The organism is Xanthocytophaga flava, assembly GCF_030068545.1.
In the GTDB taxonomy this organism is placed as follows: Bacteria; Bacteroidota; Bacteroidia; order Cytophagales; family 172606-1; genus Xanthocytophaga; species Xanthocytophaga flava.
Window position 1 is genome coordinate 25795 of record NZ_JASJOR010000004.1, and the last position, 13607, is coordinate 39401.

11 protein-coding genes are annotated in these 13607 nt (G+C 38.2%); 5 read left to right on the forward strand and 6 right to left on the reverse strand.

Annotated features, from left to right (window positions below; translation table 11 throughout):
- Positions 1–91: 91 nt before the first annotated feature.
- The gene (locus tag QNI15_RS07325; RefSeq protein WP_314031183.1) at positions 92–2590 is read right to left on the reverse strand and encodes a T9SS type A sorting domain-containing protein; all 2499 of its coding nucleotides are present in this window, start codon (positions 2588–2590) and stop codon (positions 92–94) included.
- A 301-nt stretch (positions 2591–2891) separates the two neighbouring features.
- Here QNI15_RS07325 and QNI15_RS07330 point away from each other — a divergent pair, with 301 nt between their 5' ends.
- Positions 2892–3800: a hypothetical protein gene (locus tag QNI15_RS07330; RefSeq protein WP_314031184.1), complete on the forward strand. Its 909-nt coding sequence runs from the start codon at positions 2892–2894 to the stop codon at positions 3798–3800.
- Between the two features lie 127 nt (positions 3801–3927).
- Here the strand turns inward: QNI15_RS07330 and QNI15_RS07335 are convergent, their stop codons facing one another.
- On the reverse strand, positions 3928–4113 hold the full coding sequence (locus QNI15_RS07335; protein WP_313998073.1) for a hypothetical protein: 186 nt from the start codon (positions 4111–4113) through the stop codon (positions 3928–3930).
- Positions 4114–4475: 362 nt separating this feature from the next.
- On the opposite strand from QNI15_RS07335, the gene QNI15_RS07340 reads away from it, so the two are divergent.
- Positions 4476–6938 carry an ABC transporter permease gene (locus tag QNI15_RS07340; RefSeq protein WP_314031185.1) on the forward strand — a complete coding sequence of 821 codons (2463 nt, stop codon included), beginning with the start codon at positions 4476–4478 and terminating at the stop codon, positions 6936–6938.
- A 148-nt stretch (positions 6939–7086) separates the two neighbouring features.
- Here the strand turns inward: QNI15_RS07340 and QNI15_RS07345 are convergent, their stop codons facing one another.
- Both QNI15_RS07345 and QNI15_RS07350 read right to left on the reverse strand, forming a co-directional pair.
- Positions 7087–7485, reverse strand: a complete 399-nt coding sequence (locus tag QNI15_RS07345) for a hypothetical protein (protein ID WP_314031186.1) — start codon at positions 7483–7485, stop codon at positions 7087–7089.
- Between the two features lie 99 nt (positions 7486–7584).
- Positions 7585–8082: a hypothetical protein gene (locus tag QNI15_RS07350; RefSeq protein ID WP_313996252.1), complete on the reverse strand. Its 498-nt coding sequence runs from the start codon at positions 8080–8082 to the stop codon at positions 7585–7587.
- Positions 8083–8177: 95 nt separating this feature from the next.
- Here QNI15_RS07350 and QNI15_RS07355 point away from each other — a divergent pair, with 95 nt between their 5' ends.
- Positions 8178–8948: a YoaK family protein gene (locus QNI15_RS07355; protein WP_313996254.1), complete on the forward strand. Its 771-nt coding sequence runs from the start codon at positions 8178–8180 to the stop codon at positions 8946–8948.
- A 13-nt stretch (positions 8949–8961) separates the two neighbouring features.
- Here the strand turns inward: QNI15_RS07355 and QNI15_RS07360 are convergent, their stop codons facing one another.
- Complete coding sequence (locus QNI15_RS07360) at positions 8962–10062, reverse strand: hypothetical protein (RefSeq protein ID WP_313996257.1); 1101 nt, start codon at positions 10060–10062, stop codon at positions 8962–8964.
- Positions 10063–10322: 260 nt separating this feature from the next.
- Between QNI15_RS07360 and QNI15_RS07365 the strand changes: the two genes are divergently transcribed.
- A complete protein-coding gene (locus tag QNI15_RS07365) occupies positions 10323–11255 on the forward strand; it encodes a hypothetical protein (RefSeq protein ID WP_313996259.1) in 933 nt (310 codons plus the stop codon).
- Entirely contained in the window at positions 11252–11938 is a 687-nt protein-coding gene (locus QNI15_RS07370) for an ABC transporter ATP-binding protein (protein ID WP_313996262.1), read from the forward strand. The genes QNI15_RS07365 and QNI15_RS07370 overlap by 4 nt, the downstream gene beginning before the upstream one ends.
- Before the next feature lie 109 nt (positions 11939–12047).
- Here QNI15_RS07370 and QNI15_RS07375 read toward each other — a convergent pair whose 3' ends face one another.
- Entirely contained in the window at positions 12048–13505 is a 1458-nt protein-coding gene (locus tag QNI15_RS07375) for a S41 family peptidase (protein WP_313996265.1), read from the reverse strand.
- Positions 13506–13607 lie beyond the last annotated feature (102 nt).

Below are 13607 nucleotides of genomic sequence, written 5' to 3' on the forward strand. Positions count from 1 at the left end.
GCACAACCAGATAAGACTCGGATAATCTACCCTCTAGACAAAAAAGGTCCGAACTAACGTCCGGACCTGAAACTTAGCTTATGTAGTAGCACTACTCTGCTATTATTTTTTTAAATAGAACCTTGTCTTTCATCTGAATTTGAAGCAAATAAAATCCGGGAGTGAGTGTAAGTCCCTTTAGATCATACACTATAGCACCACTTGTATTTTTCAATGTTTCAGTTCGGATTTTCCTTCCATCCAGCGACAATACGTTAAATACAATCTCCTGCTGAGCTGTCAAACCGGAAAGTTGGACAGAAAGAGTATTTCCTCTCAATGGATTAGGATAGAGTACTGCAGTCAGTTGTTCTGTACTGAGACCTTCCTCACCTCCAATTCGGGCAGCATTGGATAGGCTTTCAGCAGGTGTCTGTACCGTTGCCCCAGCAGATAAACTTGTATAAATAGTACCACTTGAAGAGATAACCCTTGAGAAAGCCCGTACTTTGTATTCATATTCGGTATTGGGTTCTGCTGTTGTATCTGTAAATGAAGTAGTATTCTCTTTTAATACAAACATACGATGAGCACCATCTGAAATACGTTTTCGTTCTAACCAAAACTCGCTTTCATTGTAAGAGTTGTCGTTCCAGGTTAACTGCACTTTTCTGGAAGAAAGAGCTATAGCCTGCAGATTAGTCACTACTGCAGGAGGAGCTTGTTCATATTTACGGTCATAGTAAAATTCAATACCGGATACATTAGCATCTCCTCCCTGAAAGCGAATCTCATTGGCAACATCATATTTTCCCTGTATGGTATAAGGCCCCAATCTCTTCCAGGTTCCAGCCGATCCGCTGTTATAACTGGATTCAACTACCGTACCATCTACCGTGATAGAATACGTTTGTGGATTGTTATCTTCCCAAACATACAGATACACATAATATGGGATGCCCGGAAAGTAAGACCGTATGGTAAAGTTATTTCCCCATATAGAAGACCGAATCATAGAAGCACGTGCGGAATCGGTAGCAGGTGACAGTGGCACCTGCTGGTTTTCAAAGCTATGATACGTTCCTGCCACACTAATATTGTAATCAGACCCTGCTCTCCATTGTTTTCCATCAATGACTGTAGCCGGACCTGCCAGATTAAATGCACTCCAGAGGAGTCTGGTCGAATCCGGATTGGTTACTACAGGCGTGCCTGTCGTGAATGACTCTGTGATTGACATAGGTGAGAAAGGCGTATTTGCATTCCTATAATTAACACGTACCTGATAAGTAGTCCCTGGTTTCAAAGCTACAGGAGGCTGCCAACTGGTGACAGTGTTATCAACTAATTGGACTTGATAGTCTTCACCTCCCCAATCTGCTGGATAGCGATCAATCTCATATGAATAAAAAATGACTTCCCTATTACATGCCTGGTCAGTTTCTACAGGGCGTGTAACCTGAATGGCAGGCGTTAGTGATACGTTGGTAGCACCATTAGCCGGACTGATAAACTCTGGAGTAAGTACCCGATAGAATCGTTTGATGTATGTCGGAATGGTGTAACTTCGGGTAGCTAACAGGGTATTAACTGAATCATAGGTATTTATCTGAATCAATGATTCAAAGTGCGTAGTGTCTGCAAAAATACTGATACTTATCGGATGGTCACTTGTTGCCTGCTCGGCATTGGCAAAAGATACCACAATGGGCATACTAGCTGGCCATAGAGTGGTTCCGATTTCTTTTCCAGTTTCTTTGTTAGTAATCTTAACTGTTGCCTTTTTGGCATTCGGATCATTCGCATTAAATGTAATGCCATTGTTAACAAACTTTCGTTCGTTTTCACACAAAACCCAGCTTGTGCTTTCAACAGGGCTGATCAGTACAGGTAATGCCTGTTGTTTGGTAGTAAACTTGAAACCATTCATTAACGGACCTCGCCATGGATAATTAGTTGTAAAAAGCACACGGGCCTCATACTCTGTACCAGGCAATAAAGGCTGGGGCACAGTCCAGGAATAGGTAGCATTTGTAAAAGTGGCTGTTTGCAAATCACTTCCCTGCCAGTCTGCCGGAGCACGATCTATCCAGTAAGTTATCTGTTGCAGTGTGCCACAGGCAGTATAGGGCAGTACCTGTATAGTTGGAGTCAGTGATACATTGGTAGCATTATTGGTCAATCCAACAAAAGTGGGTAACGGATCTGCCATGGGCTTTGTAAAGATGGTAAAGTATCTCTGCCCAAGAATAGTACCAGCCGCATCAGCTGTTTTAACCTCGATCAGGTACTGTTTGTTTGGTTGCAGGTTGAGGCCTCCGGGTTGCGAATACACAAAAGTAATAGGCTGAGTGGCTTCAGCAGCAGTTAGGTTTCTTGCATCCAGGCTAACAGTTTGCCTGGGGTCATTGAGAAACACATTCACATACACCTTACGGGCACTGGGATGATTGGCATTAACAGTAATGGTGTTGTTAAAGGAACATAGATCCACATTCGACTGATTCTGTGGAGAAATGAGCACTGGTTCATTAGCGGCATAGCTGGTTGTGGCATACACAGAGAAAAACAGGTTACTGATCACAGTCAGCAACAGATACATGTGTTTCATAAAAAATAACTGGTCTGAAAAAATGAATAGATAATTACACTAAAAAGTAAAAAATTAATTCTCTGAAGAGGAATTTACATTTTCTGGATAGAGTGGAAAAGTTAAAAAAGTTCACTTTAATAGACAGCACCTATTAATAACCTTTTAACAATACAGTAAACACGCTTTCTTATATTTTTTTACAAACTATTATCAACGCCAGACAAAGCTATTTCTGACAATATATCAATCTATCCAAGCAAGTAAGATTGCGAGGTTTTATACACTATTTTATAGATTAACACTATGTATCTTGCCAAGCATGTTAACCATATTTCAGACTAATACTTCAATATTTCCTATGATTCTACGTGTGGTTGGTCTCATTATTCGTAAGTTATTGACTTCACGAAATACAGCCCGTGTTCCGGTACAAAATTCAGATCAAAAAACTACGGCTCCCTTTAAAAAATTTTATGTACCCAACCTGGATGAGATAAAAGTAGTACGTGTTTCTGATGAAGAAATAAAAGAGGCAGGTTTATCTTCATTGGTTTCATTATTGACAATCCTCTATTTTAATGAAGATATCAGAGAGCAGGTCGTTGCTGAAGTGGAGAAAAATCAGAATCAACTTTTAGCAATTATTCCTGCCTTACATGAATACAAGGGAGAACGTCTCACCCGATTACTTTCAGAAAAAACATACCTTACAGGTGATATCTTTGATGCATTATCTCTATTAGTGGATACATATGCCATCGAAAAAGAACTAAATACCGAGCTTGAAAAGGCCAAAAGATCAATTTCCGAGAACGTTTCAGTTGACGACTTTGCTATGCAAATGGATGGAGGCACTAAAATCCTGTTCTGTTCGAACCTGGAAGACGGTCAAAAATTCCAACTACGTTTTCATCAGTTTGTATCTGGCAGCACAAATCCAATGAAACTAACTGGTGCTATCTATCTGAATGAAAAACTGGTGCCAGTAAGAAGTCATCTGGAGTTCGACATTTTGCAGGCATTAAAAAATGCAGTGGGACTAGATAAACCCAACTCACTGGATGATATTGGACATTTTTCTATTGGCATTAATCCCAGCGTCTTTATGAATAAAGGAATTTCGAAGGAAGCTAAAACCAAACGGATGGTTTACGAGCTTGCAGGTCTTGTAGAATGCCCTCAATATGTAGAACTGGCTCAGAAACTTGGCAGACTCCAATCTATTTAAAATAAACTAAACAAACAGATGTATCTCTTTGTTGGATGCTGGAAAAACTTCGTCTTCCAGATTATTCATTCTGTTGCTTATATGAAAACAGGGTCTGCTTAGCAACCGAAAATAACTTCCTTATATACTATCCCCAATTAGTCAACACAACAAACAGGAACGCCAGCAACAACAGACCTAGTACCACAAACGATTTGAGTAAAAAAAGCAATCCAGCTGCTATCTTTTGCATTACAGACTCGTTTATCCTGGCAAGCAAAAAAGATAAAAGTGTTATGACAGCAATGATTGGGAAGGCTATGAGCAGATACATACATTCAGATGCAAGGGTTAGCAAGCGATAACAACGGTCTACAAGATAACCATTTTTAAGCTTCCTATTCAGACAACAGGTTATTGTTTCTTTTATCTTTCTGAACAAACCAGAATCATACTATCTCTTGTTCATCTATGAACAAAGCTTGTCCGATAACGGACACTTCAAAATGAATAAACCAGCTATAAAGCAGTTGAGGGCTCATATAAAGCTTTGGCACTGGAATTGGGACAGATATATAGTATGTAATATACCTGTAAACGTTTATCGTGATTTCTTTACAAGTATATATAATCAAATAATCCAGGTAAAGATCTGTTTATACTGTATAAGTCCGGTATTCCTGAAATTTTCTTTTTATGTTATACAACTACCTTAAAATTACCATTCGAACCCTGTTTCGCAACAAACTTTACACCAGTCTCAACATAGCTGGACTTACTTTTGGTCTTACATGCTTTTTGCTGATAGGCATCTATCTCTTTGATGAGTTAACCTTTGATCAGCAACACAGTAAGGCTGATCGTATTTACAGAGTAATCGAATACCAGAAAAACAAATCGGAAGAACTGACTATTGCCGCTACCAGCTACAATATGGCGGAAGAATCTAAAAAGAACATTGCAGAGATTGAAAATACTTCACGTATCACCCTTATAGGACGTGATAACATTTCCAATCCTGAGAGCAAAACAAAGTTTCTGGAAACTATCGGCTTTGCCAATCAAAGTCTGATGGAAATATTTGATTTTGAAGCAATAGATGGCACTGCCCAAACAGCTTTACAGGAACCTAACTCCATTGTACTAGTGGAAGAACTAGCCCGTAAGCTGTTTAATACCACTCATGTGGTAGGTAAGACGCTCAAATTTGACTTTTTGGAAGCTCCTCTGCGTATAACAGCAGTCCTGAAAAATCATCCTTCCAATTCCAGCTTTGATTTCAATCTTATGATCTCCGAAGCAACAATTCTGCACGACAAACAGTTTTCTGAAAACATGGTAAACGACTGGAGTTCTCACAATTATATGGTTTACGCCTTATTGAAAGAGAACGCTAATCCTCAGTCTGTATCCCAGAAAATCACCCGTTTTGTACTCTCGCACCAAAAGCCGGAAGCTGGCACCACCCTCCGGTTCAGGTTGCAGCCACTGGCAGATATGCATTTGTATTCAGAAGATATAGTAGATGGTGCCAGAAATCCCAATGTATCAGCTACTGGACATGGATCATTATTATATATCAAAATTTTTGCATTGGTAGCCGTTTTTATGCTTACGATTGCCGCTATCAATTATATCAATCTTACCACGGCCAGAGCTTCTAACCGTTCCAAAGAAATTGGGGTTCGTAAAGCTACCGGAGCCACAGACAGCCACCTGATCAGGCAGTTTCTGTTTGAATCGTTACTGGTTACCCTGATGGCATTTGCATTGTCTGTTCTACTGGTCAATATCATTCTACCTGCCTTTAATACATTTACAGGTAAACATCTCTCATTTAGCCTCCAGACAGACTATCGCATCTGGTTGTATGCTATATTGACTACACTTAGTACAGCTATTGTTTCAGGTAGCTATCCGGCACTTTTACTTTCACGCCTTAAGCCGGTAGCCCTACTTAAAAATGTAAAGCTACATAGTAAGACAGGATTGCCCTTACGCAAGAGTCTGGTAGTATTTCAGTTTACCGTTTCGGTTGTGATGATGATTGCCACTATGGTGCTTTTTCTTCAGGTACAATATGCCAACAATAAAAACCTGGGTTTTAATAAAGACTTGCTGGTGGTAGTTGATATTAATAGTGGACAGGTACGTAAAGAAGCTGAGACTATCAAAACAGAATTTGGAAAAATTGCAGGTGTTAACGAAGTATCTGTTACTTCCCGTGTTCCGGGTGAATGGAAGTCAATTCCGACAGTTAAGGTCAAAACAGAAGGCAATGCAGAGAATCCTCAGGTAGCCTATGTAATTGGAGCTGATGAAAACTTTGCTAAAACATTTGAAGTACAATTACTAAAAGGCAGAATCTTTACCAGTTTGCGTGATTCATCTTCTGTAATACTAAATGAAACAGCAGCCAGAGTCCTGCATATTCAGGAAGCATCTTATCAGTTGGTCGAAATTCCTGAAATGGCGTTTGGAGGCAAGTACTTTCCTGTTAATGAATCCAAAAAACCTTTTAAGGCGCGTGTCATTGGCATTGTCAAGGATTTTCATTTTCAGTCTCTGCGTGAAAAAATTGCACCTCTTGTATTAGCCTATAGCCAAAATCCTGTACAAAATATCGATTACTTCACAGCGAGAATAGAAGGAAAGAATATACAGAACACACTCAAACAAATGGAAAACACATTGACTCACATAGATCCAAACCATCTGTTTGAGTATCATTTTCTGGATCAGCAGTTGGCGCGTTTTTATGCAGATGACCAGCGTCGCGAAACCCTCCTGATCTGGGCAGCACTGGCTACCATTTTTATAGCCTGTCTGGGATTATTTGGACTCGCAACCTATGCAGCAGAACAACGCATCAAGGAAATAGGCATTCGCAAAGTATTAGGGGCAGATGTGTTGAATCTTACAGCTTTGTTGTCCAGAGACTTTCTTAAACTGGTTCTGATTGCCAATGTACTGGCTGCACCTATTGCCTGGTGGGCAAGTAATCTCTGGTTGCAGGAATTTGCCTATCATATCTCTCTTTCTTGGTGGGTATTTGCAGGTGCGGCTATATTATCTTTCCTGATTGCTTTAGCAACAGTAAGCTATCAGGCCATCAAAGCAGCTATTGCCAATCCTGTCAAGTCTTTGCGATCTGAATAAATTCAAAATGTAGTTGTCAAAATTTATTTGGCTTCTCTAATGGACAGATCTTCCTTTCTAGAGTATAACGATCCGATTCTTTGCCATAATTAAAAGCCACTGAAAATATTTTCAGTGGCTTTTAATTAGTTTTATCAGGTTCTAAAGACTAAGTACATATATACATATTTGTCTCCAACAGTATTTTTACTTCATTGGCAAGCAGAATTACCTCTTTCCATTGGGAATCATTCAGAATAGCATAATGATACTGATAATGTGAATGGAATGGATAGTCTTCATTCATAAAGAAAGCATCATAAACCTGTGCAAACCTGTACAGCTTACTTTTTAGCAGATCAGAAAGAAAGATATTTTCAGCCCAATCCCATTTGTTATCCAGTATAAAATGTCCACATAACCAATCTACAAAAGTATAATAAAGCGAATCCCAGGTAAATTCGAACGAGCTGTTAAAAAACAACCATTCCTGCCTCTGAGCCTCCCAATCAGACAAGAAATCAAAGTAGAGTTGTATATTTTCTATAAATAAATCAGCTCTCTCCATTGGTACTCAGTATAAGAATGTTTTATTTCTCACAAGCATATATTCAGAGACAGATATTGTGATTCGTTTTCTTTCATCCGAAGTAGTTTTTAAGGCCATTTAGATCAGCAAATAATTCTCTTCTTTGAATAGCTTATAAGCAACAGGAAAAAAGCAATTCAGGATCTTTTCAAAAGCCTCAAGAGTTTCCTGAACACTTTTATGTATGTCATCAGTTTTACACCAATACTCTTTTATTAGTTGTCCATTCGACTTTCTAATTACAATTCTGCTATCTGTAGTATTCTCATTATCGAAGAGAAATGCAATTTTCAAATCAATCTCGTACATATATAAAACAAACTCCTTCTCTTCTTTTCTATCAAAAAAAATCAGCAAGTCAAGCAGTTCCGGCATAACCGAAGTAAAATCATATTTAAAATCAAGTACTGTGCTAATTACGCCTTCATCTGTTGTTACAAGAAAGCTGGCAATCTGTCGTGAATCAATCACTTCACAAACTTTACCGAAAATAGTAATTAAGTCTGTCTTATCTCTATACGGTTCCCTGACTTTCTTAACAGGAAAAACTTTATTTTGTATTATTTCAAAGCGCATATGCGTTTAGGTGGTATCTATGTATACAATTTGAATTCCAGATTTGAACCAACTATTCCTAATCCAGGTATTTTGTAACTACTGTCTCTGTTTACATGTCCAGTCAATCCAGTCATACCAGAACCCGAAAGCATAATCTCACATTAGCCTCAAGCTTTGCGATGGTAGCAGGTATGGTCAATGTAACCGGATTTCTTTCAGTTCATACACTCACTACACATATCACAGGACATGTAGCCTTTCTGGCAGAAGCACTCTTTAATCATAATACAGGAAGAGCACTTATTCTATTCCTTTATATTTTCTTCTTCTGGTTGGGTGCATTTATCTCTGGAGTATTGATCGAAACTGTCAGTAATAAAAATGAAAGATCTATCTACCTGGTTCCTGTAATTCTTGAATCATGCTTACTGGGACTAATCGGGTTATCTCCTCTATTGCCAAAAATATTTTCTCCTACACTAATTACCTTTGTACTACTGTTTGCTATGGGTCTTCAGAATGCGACAGTGACTCAGTTAACCAATGCATTGGTGCGCACAACACACCTAACCGGGTTATTTACAGACCTAGGCATTGAATTGGCCCAAACATTCTTTTCCAAAGATTTATCTCAACGAAAAAAGCTTAGAGGCCGTATGCAGTTACGTGTTCAGATTGTTGCATTCTTCCTGACAGGAGGTCTGTTGGGTGGATTGGTTTATAGCCTGAAAGGAATCCATGCCTTACTGATTCCAGCATTGTTTCTGATCATTATTCTGACTTTTGACTATGCAAAATTTACCATACTCCGTCAGAGAAATAAACTGCGGAATCTGCTTCATTACCAATCAAAGAATGTATCAGACAACAATAGGAAGTCATAAAACAGGTATCCTATCATTCTTTTGTATGTTCCACTTGAGGAGTGTCTGTTACAATCAGCCAGGGAATACCTAAAAGACCTTGTTTATAGTAAATAGTCACTTTATCTTCTTTTTTTACCCGTTTATACATAGCTATATCAACACTTATAAAATCAATCTCTGGTTGTTTTTCCCAGGGAGCCAGAGTCAGATAATAGCTAGTATTTTTGCCCTCAGTTACACTCTTATCTAACACTTGTACCTTATAGGTTTCAGGTGTTGAAATATCATACAAACAGTTTAATGTGAGTGTTGCGCCAAAACCATAGATACAAAGAAACAAGAATGAGGCAATTATATCTGTATAATTAATTGGCCTATATCGTAGTATACTCCCAACTAATACCACCACAAATAGCAGTATTGTTATGATGAAAGACAACAACCATACATTTGAATAAGAAAATATGGTAAAATCCATCATGCATCTTACTATTAATCCCAAACCAGGGAACAACACTCCTAATCCTATAAACGGATAGCCAGAATCTTTTGTGGAGGTTACACGAATGATACCTTTATAATACAAAATTACACCTATAACCACAATAGGCATACTCAATGTAATCAGCATGACATAAGGCTCAGGCATAATAATTACCCACATAGCAACTAAAAGGCTTAGGAGATTTACAATAAGAGAAATGCGCTTTGCATTTTTCAGTGTCCTTTCCCTTTCGTGTGTAGTTTGTCCATAGGTAGTATCTTCCAGAATAGCGGCTTCTTCATCCTTCGCATTTGTCCCTGGCAAATCTGGCAATCGGCTACTCAACCAATTTACTATCTCTTTATTCTTCTCAAACGTATAAGTAACTTCCAGATCTTTCTTTTCCCGTGTATTTGACTTGATCCGGATAAATTTTTCTTCCTTTCTGAAACCTTTTATTTCATTAAAATACAATTCCTTGGTACTGCGAATGCTTCGTTTACTAATTTTTTCATTGTCAATAATCAGCTTAGTATTTGTAACTTGAAGTATGCCTATCACAGAAGAAACCATTAATACCAACGCAAAGATTCCTATAATCCAATAGCCGAAAAAAGGGATATCCTCAGTATGTGGAAGAAAAGGCATGCTCAAGATATAACAACCTATTAGAAAAAAAATCGGGGCAAAAATGTAAGTAAAAATTCTCCAGCCAAGAGCAATTTTGTATTCTTTCATACTATTATGACTTTATCATTTATGCAAAAAAGGGCATAAAAGTAACTCTTTCACCACCCGTTCGTTTACTATTCAGAAATTTCACTAAATTTTCGTTACTTGCTCTGATCCAACTAAACACTCTAGCATACCTCTGCTGGTTAGAATATATTCTTAGCAGAAGACAACCCATGATAACCTATTTCGAACTTCAGTATAAGCGATTAAACAGAAGCCTGAGTGCCTTTGGCTTGAATCCATATCTCGGTCTGCTACTACTTATAGCGTTTTTTATTGTATTTTCTAAATTATCCTATACAAAACTTCTGCAGCTATGGCCTTCCTATGCCCCTTATCTGTATGCCCTATTGCCACTGGCAGCCGTATATGCCCTAGGAAATAAAAGCAGAAATAATTTTCTCAAGAATATATTTACCCCCAAAAGATATCTGCAGCTCAGACTGCTGGAAAATAGTTTGATTGCCCTGCCTTTCTGTGTCTTTCTGGTTTGTATGCAACAATTTTTACCCGTTCTGGTGGCAGTGGCAGGAAGTTTATCAGGAATCTTTATCCAATCCGTTTCTCTGCCAACCTATTCTATACCCACACCCTTTTCTAAACACCCTTTTGAGTTTGCGATAGGATTTCGGAAAACCTATCTGCTGCTAGTTGTGCTGTATACACTTGGCGTTATTGGTATGGTTGTCGGGAATTATAATTTAGGATTGTTTTCTTTATTCTGTTTGTTTTTGCTCACTATGAATTATTATTCGACTCCAGAACCACCTTTCTATGTATGGATACATTCGGTCAATGCCCATCAGTTTTTGCAGATGAAGATCAAACAATCTATTTTACATAGTCTTATCCTTGTATCACCTCTTGCATTGCTCCTGATGATACTTAATCCAGTCAATGCATATATTGTAGCTATTATTCTGGTAACAGGCCTACTATATACTGTCACCTGGGTGCTGGGAAAATATGCCATTTATCCTAAAGAAGCAGATCTTCCACAGATCATTAAGATGGCACTTGGAATTTTTATGCCTCCCCTAATCCTTATCTTAATTCCTCATTTCTATTTTAAATCACTGGCACGCCTTACCACCTATTTAAAATGATCACAATTCAATCTTTAAGTAAGTTCTATGGAACCCACCGGGTTTTACACGAAATTTCTCTAATCTTTAACCGGGGTGAAATTCATGGGATTGTAGGAGAAAATGGTGCTGGTAAAACAACACTCTTTCAATGTGTAGCAGGGCTTACTTTCTACTCTGGAGAGATACACTATGACAGGGGAACCTTAAAAAATGAACTAGGTTATTTACCTACAGACTTGTTCTTTTTCTCCAAGATGACAGGCATGGAATATCTGCAACTAGTATGTAATGCCAGAGGAATAAAAAACAATCGGATTAAAGAAGGCAATCTGTTCGATCTCCCACTTCATCACTATGCAGAAACGTATTCAACAGGTATGAAAAAGAAACTGGCGATAACGGGTCTGTTACTACAAAAAAATGAGGTATTTATTCTTGATGAACCCTTTAATGGAGTAGATATTCATAGTAATAGTATTATTCAGGAAATTCTCTTAAAGCTGAAAGAACTGAATAAAATTGTATTGATGTCTTCACACATCTTTTCCACTCTAAATGACGCCTGCGACTACCTGCATTACTTAAAAGGTGGTACCATCCAACAGAGTGCAACCAAAGGTGACTTTGCCAGCATCGAAGAGGACATGAAACAGAATGGAATCGGGATCAGGGTAGCTGATATAGTAACAGGTATGCTATAGTTTGTGTTCATAAAATGCATATTATAAACACAGAACGTTTGACAATTCTTCCTATTAACCAATGAGCCCTCCTGTTTTATACCAGTTTCATAGAGAATTATACATAAACTTAATGACTTACAGACTGCTGTTTTATCAGGTTTAGCACAAATGCTAATTCAGTGTCCTCTTTCTTCAAAAGTTCTTCTATGGAAGTTGCAATCGGATACTCAGGTAATACGCCCCGACCAACAGGACTTGATGAATCTACATGGTTTACATACTTCTGGAGAGGCACACTCAATCTGAAACCAAATCGGTCTAATATGGAGACAGGCATCATGCCACTTGTATTTCCGTGATAGCCTCCACCTGTTTCCTGCCCCACTACGATTGCTTTTTTGTTAAATGACAGGATAGCAGCTACATCTGCACAGGAGGACATAGAAAAGCCATTCACCAGAATATACGTGTTTCCTGTGTAGTTATCCTTAACAGGTTTTTGCTCTTCATAGAAATCAAAATCTGATACATGTCTGGCTTTTTTCCAGAGCCAAACTTTATTGTTCTGTACTGGCTTTCTATAAAACAGGGTTAGGCCAACACCTTTAATCTGCTTTGCAATGGACTCAGTCACTTCTATTCGATCCCAATACCGAAAAGGCTCTGTAAAAAAATGGCGGGTAAAGTAAACTGCATACGGATCTGATCCTCCTGTATTATCTCTCAGATCCACTACCAGATTCCGGATATCCTTAGCCTGTATCTCCTTGAATACTTTATCAATATATGGCTTAAACGATTGACCGGCTTTTTTGATATCTGTTTTGGCAAAAGTGTGTATGGTCAAAACACCAATATCATTGACAACCTTAAAATCCAATGGCTTTGAGTAGGCTGGTTCCTTTAAAAAACCATCTTCTGCTATCTCATCACGTTTCTTCCCAAACACCTGATAACTTTTCATTATACCCTTTTGTCTGACAACAACTGAAAACTGGTTAGTAGCCTCCAGTAACCGATACCAGAGTGGAAACTGAAAATAGAGAGATCTGTATTTTAAAGTCAGGTTATATCCATCGGATGGGATCAAGTCAAACAGCTGTCTGGTTATGGATGGAATATCCCTTCCATTAATACTAACAATCTCATCACCGACTTCAATGGAAGATTGATCTGAATAATTTTTCACTACATAAGCCTTACCTTCACTAAAATATACCTGTAATGGTAATAAGTTGGGTTGCTGGTTTAGATAGTCAACATAGTAGTGAGATAATGTAATTCCTGTATGCAGACAGTTAACTTTTGCGACAATCTGTTTCATTTTCAGAAAAGCCTCTAATAAAGAAACAGAATCGGTTAGAGTCGATTTTGTGGAGTCAATATAGGCATCAAACAATTCTTTGGATGTGTACCGATAAAAACCAGGATGTTTTAATGCCAGTTCGGTAGTTAGTTCTGTAATAGCTTTTTTTACAGTATCTGAGGCAAACTTCTGCTGAACAAAATGGGGGGCTACAACCTGTGATGTAACTGGAGGTATAATAAACAGAAGAACTAGTAGTGGTAAAACATATTTGATCATGTTTCTGAAAATTAATCGGGAAGGGATAAATAACAGATGAAAATAAGCTGGCAACTAACACCTACTAAATGCAGTTAGTAAGGTTAGGGTTGCTTGGCTAGT

Coding starts and splice junctions, on each gene's coding strand:
- QNI15_RS07325 (WP_314031183.1), bottom strand. CDS start 2,590: ATGAAACACATGTATCTGTTGCTGACTGTGATCAGTAACCTGTTTTTC.
- QNI15_RS07330 (WP_314031184.1), top strand. CDS start 2,892: ATGTTAACCATATTTCAGACTAATACTTCAATATTTCCTATGATTCTA.
- QNI15_RS07335 (WP_313998073.1), bottom strand. CDS start 4,113: ATGTATCTGCTCATAGCCTTCCCAATCATTGCTGTCATAACACTTTTA.
- QNI15_RS07340 (WP_314031185.1), top strand. CDS start 4,476: ATGTTATACAACTACCTTAAAATTACCATTCGAACCCTGTTTCGCAAC.
- QNI15_RS07345 (WP_314031186.1), bottom strand. CDS start 7,485: ATGGAGAGAGCTGATTTATTTATAGAAAATATACAACTCTACTTTGAT.
- QNI15_RS07350 (WP_313996252.1), bottom strand. CDS start 8,082: ATGCGCTTTGAAATAATACAAAATAAAGTTTTTCCTGTTAAGAAAGTC.
- QNI15_RS07355 (WP_313996254.1), top strand. CDS start 8,178: ATGTCCAGTCAATCCAGTCATACCAGAACCCGAAAGCATAATCTCACA.
- QNI15_RS07360 (WP_313996257.1), bottom strand. CDS start 10,062: ATGCCTTTTCTTCCACATACTGAGGATATCCCTTTTTTCGGCTATTGG.
- QNI15_RS07365 (WP_313996259.1), top strand. CDS start 10,323: ATGATAACCTATTTCGAACTTCAGTATAAGCGATTAAACAGAAGCCTG.
- QNI15_RS07370 (WP_313996262.1), top strand. CDS start 11,252: ATGATCACAATTCAATCTTTAAGTAAGTTCTATGGAACCCACCGGGTT.
- QNI15_RS07375 (WP_313996265.1), bottom strand. CDS start 13,505: ATGATCAAATATGTTTTACCACTACTAGTTCTTCTGTTTATTATACCT.